Annotated in this window: 18 protein-coding genes and 1 tRNA gene; 13 read left to right on the forward strand and 6 right to left on the reverse strand. The window is 72.5% G+C overall.

From position 1 onward, the window contains the following. Positions 1-40 precede the first annotated feature (40 nt). Both H299_RS33470 and H299_RS0111025 read left to right on the forward strand, forming a co-directional pair. The gene (locus H299_RS33470; RefSeq protein WP_037758655.1) at positions 41-1,021 is read left to right on the forward strand and encodes an AraC family transcriptional regulator; all 981 of its coding nucleotides are present in this window, start codon (positions 41-43) and stop codon (positions 1,019-1,021) included. Positions 1,022-1,108: 87 nt separating this feature from the next. Then, a complete protein-coding gene (locus H299_RS0111025) occupies positions 1,109-1,498 on the forward strand; it encodes a VOC family protein (protein ID WP_027748455.1) in 390 nt (129 codons plus the stop codon). 7 nt (positions 1,499-1,505) lie between these two features. Here H299_RS0111025 and H299_RS0111030 read toward each other — a convergent pair whose 3' ends face one another. Further along, positions 1,506-2,123: a TetR/AcrR family transcriptional regulator C-terminal ligand-binding domain-containing protein gene (locus H299_RS0111030; RefSeq protein WP_027748456.1), complete on the reverse strand. Its 618-nt coding sequence runs from the start codon at positions 2,121-2,123 to the stop codon at positions 1,506-1,508. A gap of 141 nt (positions 2,124-2,264) precedes the next feature. Here H299_RS0111030 and H299_RS0111035 point away from each other — a divergent pair, with 141 nt between their 5' ends. The 4 genes from H299_RS0111035 (at position 2,265) to H299_RS0111050 (ending at position 6,036) form a co-directional block, all read left to right on the forward strand. Continuing rightward, entirely contained in the window at positions 2,265-3,134 is an 870-nt protein-coding gene (locus H299_RS0111035) for an SDR family NAD(P)-dependent oxidoreductase (protein ID WP_486587227.1), read from the forward strand. 80 nt (positions 3,135-3,214) lie between these two features. Next, positions 3,215-4,186 carry a LysR family transcriptional regulator gene (locus H299_RS0111040; RefSeq protein WP_027748458.1) on the forward strand — a complete coding sequence of 324 codons (972 nt, stop codon included), beginning with the start codon at positions 3,215-3,217 and terminating at the stop codon, positions 4,184-4,186. Between the two features lie 191 nt (positions 4,187-4,377). Next, positions 4,378-5,721 (forward strand): carbohydrate-binding protein, encoded by a 1,344-nt coding sequence (locus H299_RS0111045; protein ID WP_027748459.1) that lies wholly within the window; start codon positions 4,378-4,380, stop codon positions 5,719-5,721. Between the two features lie 241 nt (positions 5,722-5,962). Next, a tRNA-Met gene (locus H299_RS0111050) sits at positions 5,963-6,036 on the forward strand. Here H299_RS0111050 and H299_RS33475 read toward each other — a convergent pair. Continuing rightward, a complete protein-coding gene (locus H299_RS33475; protein WP_037758487.1) occupies positions 6,034-6,594 on the reverse strand; it encodes a hypothetical protein in 561 nt (186 codons plus the stop codon). The genes H299_RS0111050 and H299_RS33475 overlap by 3 nt on opposite strands. 211 nt (positions 6,595-6,805) lie before the next feature. On the opposite strand from H299_RS33475, the gene H299_RS0111060 reads away from it, so the two are divergent. Next, positions 6,806-9,118, forward strand: a complete 2,313-nt coding sequence (locus H299_RS0111060) for a heavy metal translocating P-type ATPase (protein ID WP_027748460.1) — start codon at positions 6,806-6,808, stop codon at positions 9,116-9,118. A gap of 660 nt (positions 9,119-9,778) precedes the next feature. Here H299_RS0111060 and mreB read toward each other — a convergent pair. The 3 genes from mreB to H299_RS0111075 all read right to left on the reverse strand — a co-directional run bounded on the left by mreB (position 9,779) and on the right by H299_RS0111075 (position 14,128). Next, complete coding sequence (gene mreB, locus H299_RS0111065) at positions 9,779-10,807, reverse strand: rod shape-determining protein (protein ID WP_027748461.1); 1,029 nt, start codon at positions 10,805-10,807, stop codon at positions 9,779-9,781. 161 nt (positions 10,808-10,968) lie between these two features. Continuing rightward, positions 10,969-12,888, reverse strand: a complete 1,920-nt coding sequence (locus H299_RS33480) for an ABC transporter ATP-binding protein (RefSeq protein ID WP_051262325.1) — start codon at positions 12,886-12,888, stop codon at positions 10,969-10,971. A gap of 115 nt (positions 12,889-13,003) precedes the next feature. Then, positions 13,004-14,128: a DUF3048 domain-containing protein gene (locus tag H299_RS0111075; protein WP_486587228.1), complete on the reverse strand. Its 1,125-nt coding sequence runs from the start codon at positions 14,126-14,128 to the stop codon at positions 13,004-13,006. Positions 14,129-14,603: 475 nt separating this feature from the next. On the opposite strand from H299_RS0111075, the gene H299_RS0111080 reads away from it, so the two are divergent. After that, the gene (locus tag H299_RS0111080) at positions 14,604-14,843 is read left to right on the forward strand and encodes a DUF397 domain-containing protein (RefSeq protein ID WP_027748463.1); all 240 of its coding nucleotides are present in this window, start codon (positions 14,604-14,606) and stop codon (positions 14,841-14,843) included. Between the two features lie 82 nt (positions 14,844-14,925). Here H299_RS0111080 and H299_RS0111085 read toward each other — a convergent pair whose 3' ends face one another. Next, positions 14,926-15,441, reverse strand: coding sequence for an ATP-binding protein (locus tag H299_RS0111085; protein WP_027748464.1), 516 nt, complete (start codon positions 15,439-15,441; stop codon positions 14,926-14,928). A 350-nt stretch (positions 15,442-15,791) separates the two neighbouring features. Here H299_RS0111085 and H299_RS0111090 point away from each other — a divergent pair, with 350 nt between their 5' ends. The 5 genes from H299_RS0111090 (at position 15,792) to H299_RS0111120 (ending at position 22,017) form a co-directional block, all read left to right on the forward strand. Next, a complete protein-coding gene (locus H299_RS0111090) occupies positions 15,792-16,631 on the forward strand; it encodes a Scr1 family TA system antitoxin-like transcriptional regulator (RefSeq protein ID WP_027748465.1) in 840 nt (279 codons plus the stop codon). 67 nt (positions 16,632-16,698) lie between these two features. Beyond that, positions 16,699-18,156, forward strand: coding sequence for an aldehyde dehydrogenase family protein (locus H299_RS0111095; protein WP_027748466.1), 1,458 nt, complete (start codon positions 16,699-16,701; stop codon positions 18,154-18,156). A gap of 233 nt (positions 18,157-18,389) precedes the next feature. Then, entirely contained in the window at positions 18,390-18,944 is a 555-nt protein-coding gene (locus tag H299_RS0111100; RefSeq protein ID WP_027748467.1) for a DinB family protein, read from the forward strand. A gap of 142 nt (positions 18,945-19,086) precedes the next feature. After that, the gene (locus H299_RS0111105) at positions 19,087-19,737 is read left to right on the forward strand and encodes a PadR family transcriptional regulator (protein ID WP_027748468.1); all 651 of its coding nucleotides are present in this window, start codon (positions 19,087-19,089) and stop codon (positions 19,735-19,737) included. 630 nt (positions 19,738-20,367) lie between these two features. Then, positions 20,368-22,017, forward strand: a complete 1,650-nt coding sequence (locus H299_RS0111120) for a threonine/serine exporter family protein (RefSeq protein WP_027748469.1) — start codon at positions 20,368-20,370, stop codon at positions 22,015-22,017. Positions 22,018-22,129 lie beyond the last annotated feature (112 nt).

Raw genomic sequence — 22,129 nt, forward strand, 5'->3', positions numbered from 1 at the left:
GCACCGGCACGGCGGCGGGGAGGCGGCTACGCTCCGGGGCATGGACAGCTTCACCGGAATGCTGGACGGGCCCAAGGCGAGTGGCGCCTTCCTGCTCCGCTCCCTGCTCGATCCGCCGTGGGCGCTGCGGATCGAGGACAGGGCGCCGCTCTCGCTGGCGACGATGGTGCGCGGCGAGGCGTGGGTGCTGCCGGACGGCGGCAGCCCGGTGCGGCTGCGCCCCGGGGACGTCGCCCTGCTGCGCGGGCCCGACGCGTACACCCTCGCGGACCACCCGGACACCCCGGTCCAGGTGGTCATCGACGCCGACCAGCGGTGCAGCACGGGCACGGGGGAGGACGTCACCGACGCCATGGCGCTGGGTGTGCGCACCTGGGGCCACGACACCGAGGGCTCGGCCGTGCTGCTGAGCGGGACCTACCAGGCGGACCGCGAGATCGGCCGCAGGCTGCTCGGCGCCCTCCCGCCGCTGCTGATCCGCCCGGCGGGCTCCGGCGACAGTGCACTCGTACGGCTGCTCGCGGAGGAGATCGGGCGGGACGAGCCGGGCCAGGAACTCGTGCTGGACCGGCTGCTGGACCTGCTGCTCGTCACCATCCTGCGCAGCTGGCTGGCGGCCCCCGACTCCGGGGCCCCCGCCTGGTACCAGGCGCAGTCCGACCCCGTGGTCGGTCCGGCGCTGCGGCTGCTGCACGGCAGCCCGGCGTACCCGTGGACGGTGGCGGCGCTGGCGGGGAAGGTCGGGGTCTCCCGGGCGGCGCTGGCCCGCCGCTTCGCCGAACTGGTGGGCGAGCCGCCGATGACGTACCTGGCGGGGTGGCGGCTGGGGCTGGCAGCGGACCTGCTGCGCGAGCCGGAGGCGACGGTGGCGCGGGTGGCGCGGGAGGTCGGCTACAGCAGCGCGTTCGCGCTCAGCACGGCGTTCAAGCGGGTGCGCGGGGTCAGCCCGCAGGAGTACCGCAACGGGGAGCGGGGGACGGCGCCCGTGGTGGGGACGGCACCGGTCGTGCTCAGCGGCTGACGGGCGCGCGGCAGCGGTGACTGTGACAGAGCCAGCGGCGGAGACAGCGACAGCGACAGCGACAGCGACAGAAAGAAGGAAGCCATCATGCGGGTCATCGCCTTCGACCACCTCGTGCTCAACGTCGAGGACGCCGAGCGCTCCCTCGCCTTCTACTGCGGACCGCTCGGGCTGGAGCCGGTGCGGGCCGAGGAGTGGCGGGCGGGGAAGGTGCCGTTCCCCTCCGTACGGGTCAGCCCCACCACCATCATCGACCTGCTGGAGCAGCCCCGGGGCGCGACCAACGTGGACCACCTCTGCCTGGTCGTCGAACCGCTGGACTGGCAGGAGGTCGTGGACTCGGGGGTCTTCACGGTGGTGGACGGTCCGGGCAGCCGCTTCGGCGCGCGCGGCACGGCGCAGTCCCTCTACGTCCTCGACCCTGACGGGAACACCGTCGAACTGCGCTGGTACCCGGAGGACGCCGAGAAGGCCTGACCGGCCGTCATCGCGGGCCGAAAGCCCGCAGCGCCGCCTCGGTCAGGCTGTCCGCGTACTCCGCCGTCAGCGGGCCCGTGCCCAGCAGCCAGCGCTGGTACAGCGGGCCGTAGAGCACTTCGAGGACCAGATCGAGGTCGGCGTCCGGGTCGAGCTGCCCGGCGCGCTGCCCCGCGCGCAGCCGCTCCTTCTTCGCCTCGTCCACCGGGCCCGCTATCTTCTCGCGGTAGGCGCTGGCCAGCGCCGGATCGTGGATGATCTCGGTGTTCAGCGCGCGCACCGGGGCGTCGAAGGCCGGGTCGGCGAACTCCGCGACCGTCGCCCGCAGCACGGCCTTGAGGTCCGCTTCGAGATCGCCGGTGTCGGGCAGCGAGACACCCTCACCCGCCTCGTCCTCCCCCTGGCCGGACTCGCTCAGAGCGAGGAACGCGTCGAAGACCACGGCGCCCTTGGAGGGCCACCAGCGGTAGATCGTCTGCTTGCCGACGCCGGCGCGGGCCGCGATGGCCTCGATCGTCAGCTTGCCGTATCCCGTCTCGCTGACGAGGTCGCGGGTGGCGGCGAGGATCGCGCGGCGGGAGGCTTCGCTGCGGCGCGCGGGGTCGGGCTTCTTCTCGTTCGGCACGGCCTCAGCGTACCGCATCAACGAGACGCGACGGTCCGTCTTGACGGGGCGATCCGAGGGGCCTAAGGTCGGTCTCGACAGCGAGACGCGACGGTCCGTCTCGTGGATTCGGGAATGCCCCTTCTCTGCACCAGGAGTGCCGTGCACACCATCGCCAGCGCCACCAGCCACGCCCACCCCGCCGCCCACGCCGCCACCAGCCCCCGCGTCTGGTTCATCACCGGCGCCTCCCGGGGCCTGGGCCGCGCGCTGACCGCCGCGGTGCTCGCCGAAGGCGACCGCGTCGTCGCCACCGCGCGTGACGTCACGCCCCTCGCCGCGCTCTGCGCCGAGTACGAGGGGGCGCTCTTCGCCTTCCCGCTCGACGTGTCCGACCGGGCGGCCGTGTTCGCCGGGGTGGAGCGCGCCGTGGGCGAGTTCGGCCGGCTCGACGTCGTGGTCAACAACGCGGGCGGCGTCCTGTTCGGCATGACCGAGGAGGTCACCGAGGAGCAGGCGCGCGCCCACTTCGACACCAACTTCTTCGGCGCCCTCTGGGTCAGCCAGGCCGTGCTGCCGCACCTGCGCGCCCGGGGTTCGGGCCACCTGCTCCAGATGTCGTCCATGGGATCGGCCGGCGGCTTCGCCTCCGTCGGCCTCTACTCCGCGGGAAAGGCGGCGCTCGACGCGATGAGCGAGGGCCTGGCGATGGAGCTGGAGCCTTTCGGGGTGAAGGTGACGATCCTTCAGCCCGGCGGCTATGCGACCGACTTGTTCACGCTCGGCCTGACCGCCACCGAGGAGCGGGAGGAGTACGCCCCGCTGCGCGCCGAGCTGGCCGAGATGTGGGGCGGCGCGGTGGATGCCGCGCCGGAGAAGGCCGCCCCGGTGATACGCGAGGTGGCAGCGATGGAGCACCCGCCCAAGCGCGTCCTCCTCGGCGGGCTCGCCTTCGACCAGGTGCGTCAGTTGGATCAGGCCCGGGCTGCGGAGTGGGCGCGGTGGGAGGAGCTGAGCCGCCGTGCGGACTGAGCGGGTGGGCGTCGCCGATGGCGGAAGAGCTGGCTCCCGGTGTATTGCCGGGGCGCCCGGGGAGCCCCAAGCTGTGGCACATGGATCTGGAGCTGCGGCACCTGAAGACGATCCGGGCCATTGCCGAGGCGGGCAGCCTTACCGGGGCTGCGACCGCACTGGGCGTGGCGCAGCCCGCGCTCAGCGCGCAACTGAAGCGTATCGAGCGCACCTTGGGCGGTGAGCTGTTCGAGCGCAGTCGGCAAGGGGTGCGGGCCACCGCGCTCGGCGAGATGGTGTTGGAGCGGGTGCGTGTCCTGCTGCCGACGGTGCGCGAGTTGCAGGAGGAGGCGGTGCGCTTCACGCAGGCCGCGCGGGGGATGCCCCGCTTCCGGCTCGGCGGCACGCACGGGCCGCTGCTCGGCGGCGTACTGGACCGGTTGGCGAACAGCCATCCGGCGGCCCCGGTGACGACGCACACCTCGTGGTCGGAGCGCGAGATCGCCAGCATGGTGGTGGAGGGCCGGGTCGACTTCGCGCTGATCGGCGTCTGCGGGCAGAGCCTCCCGCCGGAGGCGGAGCGGCTGGTGTGGCGGGAGGTCGGTATCGACCCGGTGTTCGTGATGCTGTGCAGCGCGCACCCGCTCGCCGGGTGCTCCCAGATCGAACTGCGCGAGCTGGCCGGTGAGTCGTGGACGGACGTCCCGGGGGACGGCTGCTTCGCCGACTGCTTCGCGGCGGTCTGCGCCCGCGCCGGATTCACCCCCACCTCGGTGTACGAGACGGATACGGCCTCGTGCGTGCACCTCGTCCAGGTGGGGCGGGCCGTCGGCCTGTGCCGGGCGACGTTCCCGCCGATGCCGGGGATGGTCACGGTGCCGCTCGCCGGAGTGCCGTTAAAGTGGCGGCACCTGATCGGCTGGCACTCCGGGACCCCGGCAGCCGAGGCCGCTCCCGAGGTCGTCGCGCACGCACGGGCGGCGCACGCGGAGGCCGCGGAGCGCAGCGTCAGCTTCGCCAAGTGGCTCGTGGCGCATCCCGAGTTCGAGGGGGTCTCCTCTGCCCCGTCCTGATCCTCGCCCTGACCCCCGTCCTGACCGCCGGTCTGCCGCTCCGGCCTGGCGTACCCGCCCGCCGAGGTGTCGCGTCGCAGGTCAGCGCCCTGGCGGGGGCCCATAACGCGAGGGCAGGGGCCGACTGATAGCTCCTCCAGCGGTCGCACCCGCGGCTACGGTTTCGGCACCCCCGAAACAAGGAGACTCGCATGCTCCACAGACGTGTCATGGGTGCGTGTTCCGCCGTGGTGGCGATCGGCGCACTCACCCTGGCCGGACTGCCGGGCACGGCAGCGGCACGACCCGCAGAATCCCCACCCTCTTCGGCGGCCGCTCAAGCGCCGGAGATATCCCCCGGAATGCTCAAGGCCATGAAGCGGGACCTCGGGCTCACCGCCGCCGAGGCCAGGACGAAGCTGGTGAACGAGCAGAAGGCGGGCGCCACGGCCGGCAGCCTGCGGCTCGCCCTCGCGGACGACTTCGCCGGGTCCTGGGTCAGCGGTGACACCTCGAAGCTGACGGTGGCCACCACCGACGCCTCGGACGTCTCCCGGATCGAGGCCAGGGGCGCCCGTGCCAAGGTGGTGGAGCACAGCCTTGCCGAGCTGGAGTCCGCGAAGTCCGCCCTGGACCGCGCGTCGAAGCGGCAGGCACCGGACGCCACCCCCGTCTGGTACGTGGAGGTCCGCACCAACACCGTGGAGCTGCTCAGCTCCAAGCCGTCCGAGGCGAGGGCCTTCGCCGCGGACGCCGGTGTGGCGGCGGACGCCGTATCGGTGAAGCGCTCGACGGTCAAGCCCCGCCCCTACTACGACATCCGGGGCGGCGAGGCGTACTACATCGGCAGCGGATCGCGCTGCTCGGTCGGGTTCTCGGTGACCAAGGGCGGCCAGTCCGGCTTCGTGACCGCGGGCCACTGCGGCAGCACCGGCCAGACCACGACCGGCTCCAACCGCGTGGCGCAGGGCAGCTTCGCCGGATCGAGCTTCCCCGGCAACGACCACGCCTACGTGGCGGCCAACAGCCAGTGGACCTCCACCCCGCAGGTCAACAGCAGCCCGCAGCAGGTGGCCGGTTCGACCGTGGCGCAGGTGGGCGCCTCGATCTGCCGCTCCGGCTCGACCACCGGCTGGCACTGCGGCTCGGTCCAGCAGCTGAACACCAGCGTCACCTACCCGCAGGGCACGGTCTCGGGTGTCACCCGGACCAACGTCTGCGCGGAGCCCGGTGACTCCGGCGGTTCCTTCATCTCCGGGAACCAGGCCCAGGGCATGACCTCCGGCGGTTCGGGCAACTGCCGCTCCGGTGGCACCACCTACTTCCAGCCGGTGAACGAGGCGCTCCAGGTCTACGGCGTGACCCTCACCACGACCGGCGACCCGGGCCCCGGCCCCGGCCCCGGTCCGGGCGACGGCACCTGGAAGGCGAGCACCGTCTACCAGCCCGGTGACTCCGTCACCTACGGCGGCGCGACCTACCGCTGCCTCCAGGCTCACCAGGCCCAGCCCGGCTGGGAGCCGCCGAACGTGCCCGCACTCTGGCAGCGCGTCTGATCCAGTCTCCCCACCGCGTGCCGCGGGCAAGGGTTTGCCGGGTGGTCTCGGACCGGATGGCGTGACCGCCCGGTCGGAGGCCACCCGGCAGACCTTGTGACGGCTCCGGCCGTCGGAGCGCACTTGACGGTGCTCCGGCGGCCGGTCCGCCGTCCGCGGCGGTCCCGCCGAGCGGGCGGCTCGGCGGTCACCCACCGATTTCCCCTTTGGGCCGGGAGTGACGTAGAGTCCTGATTACCGACGCGGGGTGGAGCAGCTCGGTAGCTCGCTGGGCTCATAACCCAGAGGTCGCAGGTTCAAATCCTGTCCCCGCTACTGCACCCGAAGGCCCGGCAGCCCAGCTGCCGGGCCTTCGTGCTGTCCGCCTGCCCGCTCGTCCGCCTGCCGCCCCCAACCCACCAGGCGCGGATCGGTGCGCGGGTCCGGGCGGGCGGCCCGGGTCCGCGAGGGTGCCTGCTCCACGGCCGGAGCCGCCGCGGGTTCCGCCTGCGCCTCCACCTCCACCTCTGCCTCTGCCTCCGCGCCGTCGGTGCGGCGCTCCGTGAACGGGTCGGTGTACGCGGGGAGCCGCGCGGCCTCCCGAATCCAGCGCGCCACGGTGGCCACGGCGCCCTCGTCCAGTTCCGCGAGCTGTCCGATGGCGCGCAGGTCGCCGGGGTGCGGGGGTACGCCCGCCCGGATCAGCTCCATGTGCAGCCACATCCGGTGCTGGTCGGTCGCGCCGCGGACCGGTTCCGGCGCCGACGCGGCCCCCGTGCCCGTGCCGTCCGCGGCGCCGTCCGCTGCCGCCGCGGGCGTCGGCGTCATCGGCGTCGTCTGCGGTGGCGTGGGCGGCACGGGCAGCGGCACCGTGACGGCGTGCGGGTCGGCCATCGGGGATCGCCTCAATCCTTGCGGTACGCGTCGTGCGGTCACCCCATGTCACGAGCGACGACCCGGTGTGGTTTCGGGTGCGGCGCCCGGTGTCACTCGTTCAGCGGGGCGGAAGCCGCTTCGGAGCGGGATCACCGCGATTGGCTAGATACCCCCTTGGGGTATACGATGAGGGTAACGGACGCACCAACCGGCACTCAGGGAGCACGGTATGACCACCGCATCGCCCGCCGTCCAGCACGAGGTGGAACTCGCCATCGGCGGTATGACCTGTGCTTCCTGCGCGGCGCGCATCGAGAAGAAGCTGAACCGCATGGAGGGTGTGCGGGCGACCGTCAACTACGCCACAGAAAAGGCGAAGGTCACCTACGAGGCGTCGGCCGACCTCGCCGTGGAGGACCTGGTCGCCACCGTGGAGGCCACCGGCTACTCGGCCACCCCGCCCGCCCCGGCCCGCCCGGACGGCGCCCCCGGCGGCGCCCCGGAGGCCGCGGCGCCGGACGCGCTCACCCCCCTGCGGCAGCGGCTGGTCACGGCGGTGGTGCTGGCGGTGCCGGTGATCGCCATGGCGATGGTCCCGGCCTGGCAGTTCGAGTACTGGCAGTGGCTCTCCCTCACCTTGGCCGCGCCCGTGGTGACCTACGCGGCCTGGCCGTTCCACCGGGCCGCCTTCACCAACGCCCGGCACGGCGCGGCCACCATGGACACACTGGTCTCCGTCGGCACCTCGGCCGCGTTCCTGTGGTCGCTGTGGGCGCTGTTCTTCGGCACGGCGGGCACGCCCGGGATGACCCACGGCTTCGAGTTCACCATCGCCCGCAGCGACGGAGCGGGCAACATCTACCTGGAGGCGGCGGCCGGGGTCACCGCGTTCATCCTGGCGGGCCGTTACTTCGAGGCGCGCTCCAAGCGCACGGCCGGCGCCGCGCTGCGCGCGCTGATGGAGCTGGGCGCGAACGAGGTCACGGTACTGCGGGAGGGCCGCGAGGAGACGATCCGCACCGAGGAGCTGACGGTCGGCGACCGCTTCGTCGTACGGCCCGGCGAGAAGATCGCCACCGACGGCCGCGTCCTCGAGGGCAGCTCGGCCGTGGACGCCTCGATGCTGACCGGTGAGTCGGTGCCGATCGAGGTCGCCGCGGGCGACGCGGTCACCGGCGCCACCGTGAACGTCGGCGGCAGGCTGGTCGTGGAGGCCACCGGCGTCGGTGCCGACACCCAGCTGGCCCGGATGGCGAAGCTGGTGGAGGACGCGCAGAACGGCAAGGCCGCGGTGCAGCGCCTCGCCGACCGGATCTCGGGCGTCTTCGTCCCGATCGTCATCGCACTCGCGCTGGGCACGCTCGGCTTCTGGCTGGGCAACGACGCGGGCTGGACCGCCGCGTTCACCGCCGCCGTGTCCGTCCTGATCATCGCCTGCCCCTGCGCCCTGGGGCTGGCCACGCCCACCGCGCTGATGGTCGGCACCGGCCGCGGAGCGCAGCTCGGCATCCTGATCAAGGGCCCGGAGGTGCTGGAGACGACCCGCACCGTGGACACCGTCGTGCTGGACAAGACCGGCACCGTCACCACCGGCGTCATGACGCTGCTCGGCGTGCACACCCTCAAGGGCGGCGCGGGGGAGGCGCACAGCGCCGCGGAGGACGAGGTGCTGCGGCTGGCCGGCGCGCTGGAGCACGCCTCCGAGCACCCCATCGCCCGTGCGGTCGCCCGCGGCGCCGAGGAGCGGGTGGGCACGCTGCCCGCGCCGGAGGACTTCGCGAACGTCCCCGGCCTCGGGGTGCAGGGCGTCGTCGAGGGCCACGCCGTCCTCGTCGGACGGCGGCGGCTGCTGCGCGAGTGGGCCATGGACCTGCCGCCGGAGCTGGTGCGCGCCGCCGAGGAGGCGGAGGCGGCGGGCCGTACGGCGATCGCGGTCGCCTGGGACGGCGAGGCGCGTGCCGTGCTGGAGGTGGCCGACGCGGTCAAGCCCGGCAGTGCCGAGGCCGTCAGCCGGCTGCGTGAGCTGGGCCTGACCCCGGTCCTGCTGACGGGCGACAACACGGCGGTCGCGGAGACCGTCGCCGCCGAGGTCGGCATCTCCGAGGTGATCGCCGAGGTGATGCCGGAGGACAAGGTCGACGTGGTCAAGCGCCTCCAGGCCGAGGGCCGCAGCGTGGCCATGGTGGGGGACGGCGTCAACGACGCCGCCGCGCTGGCCCAGGCCGATCTCGGACTGGCCATGGGCACCGGCACCGACGCGGCCATCGAGGCGGGCGACCTGACGCTGGTACGCGGAGACCTGCGGGTCGCCGCGGACGCCATCCGGCTCTCCCGGCGCACGCTGGGCACCATCCGGTCCAACCTCTTCTGGGCCTTCGCCTACAACGTCGCCGCGCTGCCGCTGGCCGCCGCCGGTCTGCTCAACCCGATGCTCGCCGGGGCGGCGATGGCCTTCTCCTCGGTGTTCGTCGTCGCCAACAGCCTGCGGCTGCGCCGCTTCCGGTCGCTGACCCCGCAGGGCACGCGGCCCGAGCCCGCCTGAGCAGGGTCACGGCGCCCGCCGGAACCGGCCCGTACCCGGCCGCGCCCGGCCCCCCGCGGAGCGATCCGCAGGAGGCCGGGCGCGCCTGCGCGCGGGCGACGCGCTGGGCCGTTCGGGGCACCTTCCCGGAAGCTTGCCCGAGGCGCCCAAACCGCCTCCGAACAGCGTCTTCGCAGCGTACGAAGCCGCAGCCGGAACGGCTTCGGGCGCTGGCAGGAAGTGGACAGAATCCGCTCCCCGAATCGCTGGCACACAGCGGCTGTGGAAGGCACTATCGGCAGTAATCGGCAGCAAGCCGAAGAGCTGGGTCCGTCCCCCGATTGGCAACTGGAGGAACCCATGCGCGCATCCTGGACGACCTTGGTCCGTGTGTGCAGGGAAGTGGCTTACGGCATCGACTCGATGAGCGCGGTGTGGCACGGCAGGCGTCCGTCCCCACCCCCGTATCTGCCACCATCGGCTCGCACCATCCCCTCGTCCCCGCCCACCTCGCGGTCCGCCCCCACGGCCGCCCCCGCGGCTGTCGGCGCCGGTGAGTCACCGGCCCGGTCCCGTGAACCGGAAGGGAGCCTGCCGAGCGGCGCCTGACCCGCCGGCCGTAGCCGGCGCCTCGGGCAGCACGTCGTCCAGCCGGTGACGCGCGGGGTGCGCCCCCGCGGGTCACCGGCTGCCGTGCAGGGTCAACGGCCGTACGCCGCCCTCGATCATCGCCGCCAGCCCGCGCACCGCACAGCCCGCCGGCTCCTCCGCGATGTGTACGGACATGCCCGTGTTCTCCCGCAGCCGGGCGTCCAGCCCGGGCAGCAGTGCGGTCCCGCCGGTCAGCACCATGCCGCGCTCCGCCAGGTCGGCGACCAGGTCGGGCGGGCAGTGGTGCAGCACGGTGCGGATGGCGTCGATCAGCGAGGTCACCGGAGCCTGCACGGCGTCGCGTACGTCCTGCGGGTCGACGCGGACGGTGCGCGCGAGGCCGGTGACCACATCCCGCCCGTGCACCTCGGTCGGCGCCGAGGCGCCGGCGGCGCCGGCGTTCAGTGCGAGATGCAGCGGGCGTACGGCCTGGCTGGGCAGCATCAGTTCGTGGTGGTTGCGCAGGTGCTGGACGAGGGCGTTGTGGATGGTGTCCCCGCCCATCGGCACGGTGACCGCCGAGACGATCGCGCCCAGCGACAGCACCGCGACCTGGGTGGTGGTCGCGCCGCAGACCAGGATCATGTTGGCCTCCGGCTGCTCCACCGGCAGCCCGCAGCCCACCCCCGCGGCCGTGGGCGCGTCCACGAGTTCGACCCGGCGCGCACCCACCCCGGCGAGCGTCTCCACAGCGGCCCGGCGCGCCAGGGGGTCCGCGTTGTGCGGCACGCAGACGGCCGCCCGCAGCATCGGACGCCGCCGCCACGCCCGCCGCACCTTCTCGCCCACCAGGGCCCGCAGCATCCGCTGCGCCATCTCGATGTCGACCACCATGCCGCCGGTGACGGGGCGTACGACGCGGATGTGCGCGGGGGTGCGCCCCGCCATCCGCTCGGCGGCGGCGCCGACCGCGATGAGCGCGCCGGAGAAGGTGTTGACCGCGACCACGGACGGTTCGTCGACGACGAGCCCGGCGGCTTTCACGTGGACTCGGGTACGGGAGGCGCCGAGGTCGACGGCCACGGTGCAGCGGCGCAGCTGGTCAAGGCTGAAGGTCACGGCGGATCGGGTCCTTCCCGGTGGTCGGACTGACGGGCCGCCCACCCGGCGGCCCCTCCGCCCATCGTGCGGGCAGCACGGACGCCCCGCCCGCCGGGATGGTCCGGTCGGGCGAGGCCGCCGCGGGGGCCGGGTGACGGGGGGTCAGCCCGCCGGGCCGCTCAGCACGCCGTCCGGCTCAGCTCGGTGCCCGCCGGCGCCGGCTCCGCGCCGGGCGCGCCCTCCTCGCTGAACTGCGTCCGGTACAGCTGCTCGTACCGCCCGTGCGCCGCCAGCAGTTCGGTGTGCGTGCCCCGCTCCACGATCCGGCCCTCCTCCAGCACGAGGATCTGGTCGGCCGCCCGCACCGTGGACAGCCGGTGCGCGATCACCACCGACGTACGCCCCTCCAGCGCCTCGGCCAGCGCCTCCTGCACCGCCGCCTCCGAGGTGGAGTCCAGGTGTGCGGTGGCCTCGTCCAGGATCACCACCTGCGGCTGCGCCAGCAGCAGCCGGGCGATGGTCAGCCGTTGCCGTTCGCCGCCCGAGAGGCGGTAGCCGCGCTCGCCGACCACGGTCTCCAGCCCGTCGGGCAGCCCGGCGATCAGGCCGTCCAGGCGGGATCGGCGCAGCGCGTCCCACACCTCCTCGTCGGTAGCCTCCGGGCGGGGCAGCAGCAGGTTGGCGCGGATCGTGTCGTGGAAGAGGTGCCCGTCCTGGGTGACCATGCCCAGGGTGTGCCGCACGGAGGCGGCGGTCAGGTCCCGCACGTCGGTGCCCGCCAGCCGCACGGTGCCGCTGTCGGTGTCGTAGAGGCGGGCGGCGAGCTGCGCGATGGTCGACTTGCCCGCGCCGGAGGAGCCGACGAGCGCCACCATCTGGCCCGGCTCGGCGCGGAAGGAGATGCCGTGCAGCACCTCCTCGCCGCCCCGGGTGTCCAGCGTGGCGACCTCCTCCAGGGAGGCGAGGGAGACCTTCTCGGCGGACGGGTAGCCGAAGCGGACGTCGTCGAACTCGATCGAGGCCGGGCCCGCCGGGACGTCCCGCGCGTCCGGCTTCTCCGCGATCAGCGGCTTCAAGTCCAGCACCTCGAACACCCGCTGGAAGCTGACCAGCGCGGTCATGACCTCCATCCGGGCGCTCGCCAGCGCGGTCAGCGGGGCGTACAGCCGGGTCAGCAGCATCGCGAGCGCGACGACGGCGCCCGGCTCCAGCGAGCCGCGCAGGGCGAAGAAGCCGCCGAGGCCGTAGACCAGGGCCAGCGCGAGGGCGGAGACGAGGGTGAGTGAGGTGATGAAGTAGTGCTGCACCATGGCCGTGCGCACGCCGATGTCGCGGACCCGCCGCGCGCGGTCGCCGAACTCCGCCGACTCCTCCTCGGGCCGCCCGAAGAGCTTGACCAGCGTCGCCCCGGGGGCGGAGAACCGCTCGGTCATCTGGGTGCTCATCGCCGCGTTGTGCCCGGCGCGCTCCCGCTCCAGCTGGGCCAGCCGGGCGCCCATCCGGCGCGCGGGCAGTACGAACACCGGCAGCAGGACGAGCGCCAGCAGGGTGATCTGCCAGGAGATGTTGAGCATGACGACCAGCGTCAGCAGCAGCGTGACCAGGTTGCTCACCACCCCGGAGAGGGTGTCGCTGAACGCCCGCTGCGCGCCGATGACGTCGTTGTTGAGTCTGCTGACCAGGGCGCCGGTGCGGGTGCGGGTGAAGAAGGCGACGGGCATCCGCTGCACGTGGTCGTAGACCGCGCCGCGCAGCTGGAGGATCAGCCCCTCGCCGATCCGGGCCGAGAGCCAGCGGGTGCCGATGCCGGCCACCGCCTCGGCCACCGCGATCGCGCCGATCACCCCGGCCAGCCACAGCACCACGCCGGTGTCGCTGCCGTCCACGATCGCGTCCACGACCTGGCCGGCCAGCAGCGGGGTCGCGACGGTGAGGACGGCCAGCACGCTGCTCAGCGCCAGGAACACCCCGATCTTGCGGTGGTGCGGACGGGCGAAGCGGATGATGCGGCCCATCGCGGCGCGGGAGAAGGGGTGCCGGTCCTGCTTGGCGTTGCGTGCGTGGTGGAGTGCGCTCCACGCGGTCATTTCCATGCTCATGTCCGTCGCCCCTCGGTTGGTGAGGACTGAACCGTAAGAGCTGAAGGACACTTCAAGTCAAGCAGCCCCGGCCGTGCACCTGGCGCACTCCTGCCGCGCTCCGGCCACGGGCCGTTCAGCGGGCCGCGTAGACGATCCACACCTGCCCGCGCGCGAACGCCATGCGCTCTCCGTCCGGCAGCGTGTACGCCGTCCCCGAGTCGTCGGAGGGCCGCTTCCACTCGGTGGCGTAGGACTTGCCGTCCCGCAGTACCGTCGCCTTCCCGGACCCGACGGTCTTGATGTACGGCGTGACCGCCCCCGTCACATCGCGGTACCGCGAGGAGGTGACCTCCACCTCCTGCACGACCACCGTCGGCGCCCCGAGCCGCTCGCCGCCCGCGTCCCGCGCCGCCGCGCCGTCCATCGAGACCAGCCAGCGCTTCTCCTCGCCGGACCAGTCGAACGTGAAGCGCGCGGCGGGATAGCGCACCTCCCGGCGTGCCGTGGGCTCGCCGCCCGGCGGCGCGTCGCCGAAGCGGAAGCCGATGTCGCGGGGCGCGCTCATGCCGGGCGCGGCCCGCACCGCGTCCGCGGGCCGCAGGAACAGGTTGTGCGGCGCCGCCCGGTTCTCCGAGCGGTAGTACGCGGCGGGGACCTCCGAGGGCGGCAGCCGCCGCAGCGGAGCGCGCCGCAGATCGTCCTGGAGCGCGGAACGGACGCCGGAGTAGGCCAGCGCCGGGCGCCCGAACTGGCGCAGCAGTTCGATGTCCGACTCCCGGGCGCTGCGCACCGGGCCCACGGAGTCCGGCGGGCGCTGCGAGTAGACGGCCAGCAGCCTGCTGGACCCGCCCTCCACCTGTTCGACGAAGACGAGGTCGGCGCCGCCCGGACCCGTCGGGCTGCCCAGCCCGGCGGGCGGCCGGGCGCCGGGGGCGTTGTCCACCTTGACGGCCAGCACCGGACCGAGCTTGCCCGGCAGTCCGGTGAACGGTGAACGCCCCTGCTCCGGGGCCTGGCCGCCCTCGTGCGGGTCGCGCTGCGAGCCGTCGCCGGAGCTGTCGCAGGCGGCCGTCAGGCCCAGCAGCAGGGCGGCCATCAGTACCGCCAGGATGTGCGCGGTCCGGCGCGTGCGGCCCGGCGGGCGGGCGGTTCCCGCGGCCTGTGCCGCGGTGCCTGCGGCCGTCCGCGCCGCGGTGTCCGCCATGTCCGCCGCGGCCTGCGCCGCCGTCCGTTTCCCGAGTGCCGTCCGTGCGGCCATCACGGCCACCTCCTGGGGTCGGCGGACGCCTCCGCGTCCTGCCTGCGTCCTGCCCTCTCGGCGGCACACGCACCCGGCAGCCAAGTCCTCCTCCGATGATGCGCCACCGGGTACGGGTCCGCCCGCCCGCCGGGGCGGGCACCGGAAAACCGCCGCCGGATCGCCGGAGGCAGACGGCCGTGAATTGCGTCTTTCTGTTCGACAACAGGGAGCCGCGCGTTTTTCCCGTGACATGACACAGACCGTCCGTCATCAGATGCGTGCACATCGAATTGATAGCAACAAGGGGTATTCCGCTTGTGCTGTTGGCATATGCGCAGCCGTCTGACCGGCTGTGATGGCCTCGCGACGCGCGGTCGTGCACGTGCATTAGCGCATGCATCAGCACGTGAACAGCGTTATGATCCGGGGCAGTTGGAGATGTCCCGGCATTCCCGCGGGCATCACAAGCAGTGCCACCCCCCAGGAGACTCCAGTGCCTCACGCGTACAACGGCATGGCCGCAAGGGACCTTGAGGGGGTCCGGTGGCAGAAGAGCCGGCACAGCAACTCGCAGGGCACATGCGTGGAGTTCGCCAAGCTGCCGGGGGGAGAGGTGGCCGTGCGCAACTCGCGCTTCCCGGAGGGGCCCGCCCTCGTCTACACGCCCGCGGAGATGGAGGCGATGCTGCTGGGCGTCAAGGACGGCGAGTTCGACCACCTGGCACAGGGCTGACGGCGCGGACGGCCGGGCGCGCGGGGGAAGCCGGGGCCGCCGCGCGGCCAGGCAGCGCAGCGGGCCCCGGGGCGCCGCCGGATCAGATGCCCGGGCCGAGCCGGAACATCGCCCAGACGACCTTCCCGGGCAGCATGCCCGTCAGCGGGTGCCAGCCCCAGCTGTCACTGAACGAGTCGACCAGGCACAGGCCGCGCCCGGACTCCGCCGCGAAGTCCACGAACTCCCCGAAGCCGCTCTCCTCCACCGCGCGGGTCTCCGGCGCCTCGGAACTCGGGTCCCGTACGGCGCACACCAGACGGGCGGACCAGCGCATCAGGTGCAGGCGTACCGGCGGATCGGTTTCGGGGGGCGTGCCCGACGGAACCCCGTGCCGCATCGCGTTGGTCACCAGTTCGGAGACGACCAGCGCCACGTCGTCGAACTCGGCCGCTATCTCCCAGCGGCGGAGTGTTCTGTGCGTGAACTCCCGTGCACTCTTGACCGCTTCGTAGCGCGCGGGAAGCGCGCAGGACGCCGCCCCGGACAGGGCGGCGGCGTCGAGTGCGGGGAGTCCATGCCATAACGGCTCGAGCACGGTCGATCCTTCGGTCCCCATGACGAGCCACTCCTGGGCTTGCGCGGCTGTGCCGATCCTCACGGATCGGTCCTGGTCCTCGGCGCTCCCCCGTAGGACGCTGGAGACCCGGCGATCGTAGAGTCTTCAACTTCCGTAGCACCGCGTGCACTTGTGCGATCCCCATCGTTCCCAAAGCCTTGGGCAGATGCAAGGGCAGATGCACGTGCACGCGATACTTTCGATCGTGTGTAATCACATGGGCACGCAACGGAGCCCGGAGGTGGCAGACTGCCCCCCGAGTACGGGGTGGAGGGTTAATCGAAATGAACACGAGACCGGCAAACAGTGAGAGTTACGGCGTGAACGGGACGAGTAGTTCAAGCGGCTCCATGGTCCGCCGCATCCTGCTCGGCTCCCAGCTGCGACGACTCCGCGAGGCGCGCGGGGTCACCCGCGAGGCGGCCGGTTACTCGATCCGTGCCTCCGAGTCGAAGATCAGCCGGATGGAACTCGGCAGGGTGAGCTTCAAAGCCCGTGACGTCCAGGACCTCCTGACCCTCTACGGCGTGACCGACGAGGCCGAGCGCGAGCCCCTGCTGGGCCTGGCCCGCGACTCCAACAAGGCGGGCTGGTGGCACAGTTACAGCGATGTGCTGCCCGGCTGGTTCCAGACATACGTGGGCCTCGAAGGCGCCGCCTCGCACATCAACACCTACGAGGTCCAGTTCGTCCACGGCCTGCTCCAGACCGAGGACTACGCCCGTGCCGTGATCGCCGGCGGCCACCGGGCCGGCCTGCCCGACGACGAGATCGACCGCCGGGTCGCGCTGCGGCTGGAGCGGCAGAAACTGCTCCTCTCCGAGCAGGTCACCCAACTCGTGTGCGTGCTGGACGAGGCCGCGCTGCGCAGGCCGTTCGGCGGCCGTGCCGTGCTCGACGCCCAGCTGAGGCACCTGGCCGAGATCTCGGAGGCGTCGAACGTCACGCTGCACGTCGTCCCGTTCGAACTCGGCGGGCACGCCGCCGAGAGCGGCGCTTTCACCCTGCTGCGCTTCCCCGAGTCGGACCTCTCGGACGTCGTCTATCTGGAGCAGCTGACCAGCGCGCTCTATCTCGACAAGCGCGAAGAAGTCGACCGCTACGACCAGGTGCTGAACCGGTTGGCCGAAGTCAGTCTCTGCGCCGACCGGACGCGTGACCTGCTTCGGAAGTTCCGCCAACTTCCGTGAAACAGAAGTACGATGACATGCCATCAAAACTTGAATCCGGCCTCTTCCGACCCCCCGAAGGAATGGCATGTCCTACTTCACGGACTTGGCGCTTCAGTACATCGACGGCGAGTGGCGTCCCGGGAACGGCTCCTGGGACATCATCGACTTCAATCCGTACAACGGAGAGAAGCTCGCCTCGATCACGGTCGCCACGACCGAAGAGATCGACCAGGCATACCGCGCGGCCGCGCACCACCAGCGCGCCTGGGCAGCCACCAATCCCTACTCCCGCCGGATCGTCTTCGAACGCGCGGTGCGCATCATCGAGGACCGCGAGCAGGAGATCACCGAGGCGATCATCGCCGAACTGGGCGGTACTCGGCTGAAGGCCGCCTTCGAGATCCACCTCGCGAAGGAGTTCCTGCGCGAGTCGATCCAACTGGCGCTGCGCGCCGAGGGCAAGATCGTGCCGTCTCCGGTGGACGGCAAGGAGAATCGCATATACCGCGTCCCGGTGGGCGTGGTGAGTGTTATTTCGCCTTTCAACTTCCCGTTCGTGCTCTCCCTCAAGTCCGTCGCGCCCGCTCTCGCCCTCGGGAACGCGGTCGTGCTCAAGCCGCACCAGAACACCCCGGTGTGCGGCGGCGCGCTGGTCGCCAAGGTGCTGGAGGAGGCCGGGCTGCCGCCGGGTCTGCTCAACGTCGTCATCACCGACATCGCGGAGATCGGCGACTCGCTGATCGAACACCCGCTGGCCAACGTGATCTCCTTCACCGGCTCGGACAAGGTCGGCCGCCACGTCGCCACCGTCGCTGCCGCACACTTCAAGAAGGTGATCCTGGAACTGGGCGGAAACAGCGCCCTGCTGGTGCTGGACGACGCCGATATCGACTACGCGGTCGACGCCGCGGTGTTCAGCCGCTTCGTGCACCAGGGACAGGTGTGCATGGCGGCCAACCGCGTGATCGTGGACCGCAGCGTGTCGGCCGAGTTCACCGAGAAGTTCGTCGCCAAGGTGAAGACGCTGAAGGTCGGCGACCCGCAGGACCCGACGACCCACATCGGCCCGCTGATCAACCCCGGCCAGGCCGAGAGCATCACCGCGGCCGTCGAGCAGGCCATCGAGGACGGCGCGACCGCCCTGGTGCACGGCACCACGCGGGACAACCTCGTCGCCCCCACCGTCCTGTCCGACGTACCGGCCGACTCCGCGGTGCTCCAGCAGGAGGTGTTCGGCCCGGTCGTCATGCTCATCGAGGTCGACGGCGAGGACGAGGCGGTCCGGGTCGCCAACGACACCCCGTACGGGCTCGGCGGCGCCGTGCACACGCGGGACGTGGAGCGGGGCATCGAGGTGGCCCGCCGGATCGAGACGGGCATGGTGCACGTCAACGACGCGACCGTCGCGGACGAGCCCATCGTCCCCTTCGGCGGCGAGAAGCACTCCGGCCTGGGCCGGCTGAACGGTGACCAGACCGTGGAGGCGTTCACCGCCACCAAGTGGATCTCCATTCAGCACAGCCGCAGCGCCTTCCCCTTCTGAGGGGGCCCGGCACTGTGGTGCAGACAGAAGGCCGGGCGGAGCACGTACGTCGACGCCGGGTGTGAGGGGGGGCGTCCCCACGCACCCGGCGTTCTTGTGTGCGCGGCAGCGTGCCGGGTGCCGACGGCCGGAGGACCCGCATCCTTGCGGACCGAAGCTGACCGCAACTCTTCATAACGTGGGCGTCATCGGGAGCGAGGCCCCGCCCGGGGCCCTGACGAAGGGTGATGCCCATGCCTACTCTGGTAGACGCCGAGGCCGCGGGTGACGAGCGTTCCGCACTGCTCGCCTACCTGGAGGCGCAGCGCGGTGCCGTGCGCCGGACGCTGCACGGGCTGAGCCCCGAGCAGGCGGCGAGCGCCCCGAGCGCGAGCACGCTGTCGCCGGCCGGGTTGCTCAAGCACGTCGCGGAGGTCGAGCAGGGCTGGGTACGGGACGCCCGCGGCCTGCCGCGCGAGGTGCGCCGCGATCACACGAACTGGGACGGCTGCTTCCGCCTGGAGGGCGCCGAGACCGTCGAGAGCGTGCTCGCCCGCTATGCCGAGGTGGCCCGCGAGACCGAGGAGGCGGTACGCGCGGTGCCCTCCCTCGACGACACCTTCGCCCTGCCGGAGGCGCCGTGGAACCCGAAGGAGCCGCGCTCCTGGCGCTGGATGCTGCTCACCCTGATCAGCGAGGTGGCCCGGCACGCGGGCCACGCGGACATCGTGCGGGAGACGCTCGACGGCCGTACAGCACTGGAGTTGGTCTGGGAGACCGGCGCCGCGCCGAAGCCCGACTTCGGCTGAGCGGACGGCCGGGCGGCCGGACGGCCGGGAGACCTCACCCGCGAGCGTCGGCAGGCGGGGTCGTTAGGCTGTGGGCACACCGGGTCACCGCCGTCAAGCGGCTGTGGCCCGCCCCGGTCTGGGAGAGGGAGACGCGAGAACGATGTCAGCGATCCGGCTGCTCGTGCTGGGCGCCGTCCGCCGGCATGGACGGGCCCACGGCTACCAGGTCCGCAACGACCTGGAGTTCTGGGGCGCGAACGAGTGGTCGAGCGCCAAGCCGGGCTCGGTCTACCACGCGCTCAAGCAGATGGCGAAGCAGGGACTGCTGCTGGCCCACGACGTCGCGCCGAGCACGGCGGGCGGCCCGCCCCGTACCGAGTACGAGCTGACCGGGGCGGGCGAGACGGAGTACAAGGCGCTGCTGCGCCACTCCCTGACGGACATCGACCAGAAGCCCGACCTGCTCACCTCCGGAGTCGGCTTCATCGTCGACCTGCCCCGCGAGGAAGCGATCGCGCTGCTCCGGCAGCGGGTGGCCGCGCTGGAGGGCTGGCGCGGCGACGTGGAGAAGAACTGGGCGCCGGAGGGCAGCCCCGTGGAGTGGGGTCACATCGGCGAGATCATGAAGCTGTGGGTGAGCACGGCGGACAGCGGCGCGGAGTGGGCCCGTGGGCTCATCGCGCGGCTGGAGGACGGCGCGTACGTGATGGCCGGGGAGGCCGGGCAGCAGCCGGACGTGCTGGCACCGGAGTCGGGGAATCCGTACGCGGACAGGAAGCTTCGGGGCGGCGCGGGCAGCACGGACACGTGATCAAGTTTGACTACACGAGCAGGGGGTTCGCCAACCCGGTGCGGTGCGGCGGCGCTTCCCGGGTCACCGGACACGCGGTGCTGAGGGCGGTCGTCCGGCCGCCGGCGGTACGGCGCTTCCGGCAGCTGGGGGACTGAGCGGCCGGACACGCGCTCCCGGTCCGGTGCGAAGCGCCGGGCGCGGGAGCGGGGGCATGCCGGGCGTCTGCATGTGGGAGTGACGGGGGGTGGGCCTGACGGGTGGCGGGGTGGCGCGGCGAAGTCACCCCGTGTCCCGTCCCCGACAGTCCTGGCCGCGTATCCGGCCTGGTCAGCGCCCGATACGAGGTCGCCACGGCGAACGCGGCCCCCTTCGGCGCGGCCCCTTCCGCCGACGGCGGCCCGAGCCCGCCGGTGTCCGGATGCGCACGCCCGCGCCCTGGGGCGGCTGCCCGCGCGTCGCGCGGGGCGTGGGCGCCACCGCCCCCCTCGGGCGCCCGGAGTGCAACCCTCCTATGCTGCCAGCAGACAGCGATCCTGTCGGCTGAATCGTTTATCCCATGTCCGGGAGCGGGAACGTTGAACGCGTGCCCGACCTGGTGGGAGCCGCCGGCCGAGGGGATCGCGTACGGAGACGAGGAGCGGGAGGACAGTGGCCGGGGAGTCGCAGCGGAGCGGGTCGGGCGGCGAGCCGGAGCCCGTCGACAGCAAACCGCATCCGGACGAGGTGCACAGCGCGTTCACGCCGCCGCTCGGCGTACCGCTGCCGCCCCCGCCCGAGGACGAGCACACCACCTCGGAGTTCGCCGTCCCCGAGGGGCTGCTGGCCTCGCCGCCCGTCGACATCAGCAGCGCCTTCACCCCGCCCGAGGGCATGCCCCTCCTCCGGACCGGGGCGCGTCCGGGGCTGCCCTGGCAGGACCGGATGCGCACCATGGTCCGGATGCCGCTGGCCGAACGGCCCGCCCCGGAGCTGGTGGTCCGCGTCGAGGAGGACGAGGGTCCGGCCCCGGCGGTGCCCCGCGTGCTGGACCTGACGCTCCGTATCGGGGAACTGCTGCTCGCGGGCGGCGAGGGCGCGGAGGACGTCGAGGCGGCCATGTTCGGCGTCGCGCACGCGTTCGGCCTGGACCGCTGCGAGCCGACGGTCACCTTCACCCTGCTGTCCATGACCCATCAGCCCTCGCTCGTGGACGACCCGGTGACGCTCAGCCGGACCGTACGCCGCCGGGGCACCGACTACACGCGGCTGGCGGCCGTCTTCGCGCTCGTCACCGACATCACCACCGGCGAACTGACCCTGGAGGAGTCCTACCGCCGGCTCGCCGACATCCGCCGCAACCGGCACCCCTTCAGCAAGGGCGCGCTGTCCCTGGCCAGCGGCCTGCTGGCCGGCGCCGCCTCGCTGCTGGTCGGCGGCGGCTGGCTGGTCTTCGTCCTGGCGGCGCTCGGCGCGATCCTGGGCGACCGGCTGGCCTGGTTCTGTGCCGGGCGCGGGCTGCCGGAGTTCTACCAGTTCGTGGCGGCGGCGATGCCGCCCGCCGCGATAGGCGTCTCGGTGGTGCTGGTCGAGACGGACTTCACGGCCGAGATCCAGGCCGGCGCCGTGATCACCGGCGGCCTGTTCGCCCTGATCCCCGGCCGTGCCCTGGTCGCCGCCGTGCACGACGGCCTGACCGGCTTCTACATCACCGCCTCGGCCCGCCTGCTGGAAGTCATCTACCTCATCGTCGGCATCGTGTGCGGCGTGCTGATGGTGCTCTACGTCGGCGGGGAACTGGGCGCGAAGCTGGACCCGGAGGCGCTGCGGCATCAGGAGCGCCCGGAGATCCAGCTGTTCGCCGCGATGCTGCTCGCGCTCGCCTTCTGCGTGCTGCTCCAGCAGGAGCGCCACACCGTGGTCCTGGCCACCTTCAACGGCGGTGTGGCCTGGCTGATCTACGGCGCGATGCGGGACGTGGGGGAGCTGAACCCGGTGGCCGCCACCTTCTGCGCGGCCGGTCTGGTGGGCCTGTTCGGGCAGTTGATGTCCCGGTACCAGTTCGCCTCGTCACTGCCGTACATCACCGCGGCCATCGGCCCGCTGCTGCCGGGCAGCGCGACCTACTTCGGCCTGCTCAACATCGCCCAGGGCAACATGGACCCGGGCATCGAGAACATCTCGCGCGCCATCGCGCTCGCGCTCGCCATCGCCATCGGGGTGAACCTCGGCGGGGAGCTGGCACGGCTGTTCATCAAGACGCCGGGCGTCGAGACACCGCTGCCGGGCCGCCGCGCGGCGAAACGCACCCGCGGCTTCTGACCGGGCGGATTCCCACCCGGCGAAGCGCCTGCCGCGTAGCGGGACAGCAGCGCCGCGGCGGCAGGCGTGTCACGGTCAGGATCAAGAACGTCCGGAGGGGAGCGATACCGGC

The organism is Streptomyces sp. CNH287 (assembly GCF_000424825.1).

Excerpts from the sequence above, each read along its gene's own strand:
- H299_RS33470 (WP_037758655.1), top strand. The coding sequence starts at position 41 with ATGGACAGCTTCACCGGAATGCTGGACGGGCCCAAGGCGAGTGGCGCC.
- H299_RS0111025 (WP_027748455.1), top strand. The coding sequence starts at position 1,109 with ATGCGGGTCATCGCCTTCGACCACCTCGTGCTCAACGTCGAGGACGCC.
- H299_RS0111040 (WP_027748458.1), top strand. The coding sequence starts at position 3,215 with ATGGATCTGGAGCTGCGGCACCTGAAGACGATCCGGGCCATTGCCGAG.
- H299_RS0111045 (WP_027748459.1), top strand. The coding sequence starts at position 4,378 with ATGCTCCACAGACGTGTCATGGGTGCGTGTTCCGCCGTGGTGGCGATC.
- H299_RS33475 (WP_037758487.1), bottom strand. The coding sequence starts at position 6,594 with ATGGCCGACCCGCACGCCGTCACGGTGCCGCTGCCCGTGCCGCCCACG.
- H299_RS0111060 (WP_027748460.1), top strand. The coding sequence starts at position 6,806 with ATGACCACCGCATCGCCCGCCGTCCAGCACGAGGTGGAACTCGCCATC.
- H299_RS33480 (WP_051262325.1), bottom strand. The coding sequence starts at position 12,888 with ATGAGCATGGAAATGACCGCGTGGAGCGCACTCCACCACGCACGCAAC.
- H299_RS0111075 (WP_486587228.1), bottom strand. The coding sequence starts at position 14,128 with ATGGCCGCACGGACGGCACTCGGGAAACGGACGGCGGCGCAGGCCGCG.
- H299_RS0111085 (WP_027748464.1), bottom strand. The coding sequence starts at position 15,441 with ATGGGGACCGAAGGATCGACCGTGCTCGAGCCGTTATGGCATGGACTC.
- H299_RS0111090 (WP_027748465.1), top strand. The coding sequence starts at position 15,792 with ATGGTCCGCCGCATCCTGCTCGGCTCCCAGCTGCGACGACTCCGCGAG.
- H299_RS0111095 (WP_027748466.1), top strand. The coding sequence starts at position 16,699 with ATGTCCTACTTCACGGACTTGGCGCTTCAGTACATCGACGGCGAGTGG.
- H299_RS0111100 (WP_027748467.1), top strand. The coding sequence starts at position 18,390 with ATGCCTACTCTGGTAGACGCCGAGGCCGCGGGTGACGAGCGTTCCGCA.
- H299_RS0111105 (WP_027748468.1), top strand. The coding sequence starts at position 19,087 with ATGTCAGCGATCCGGCTGCTCGTGCTGGGCGCCGTCCGCCGGCATGGA.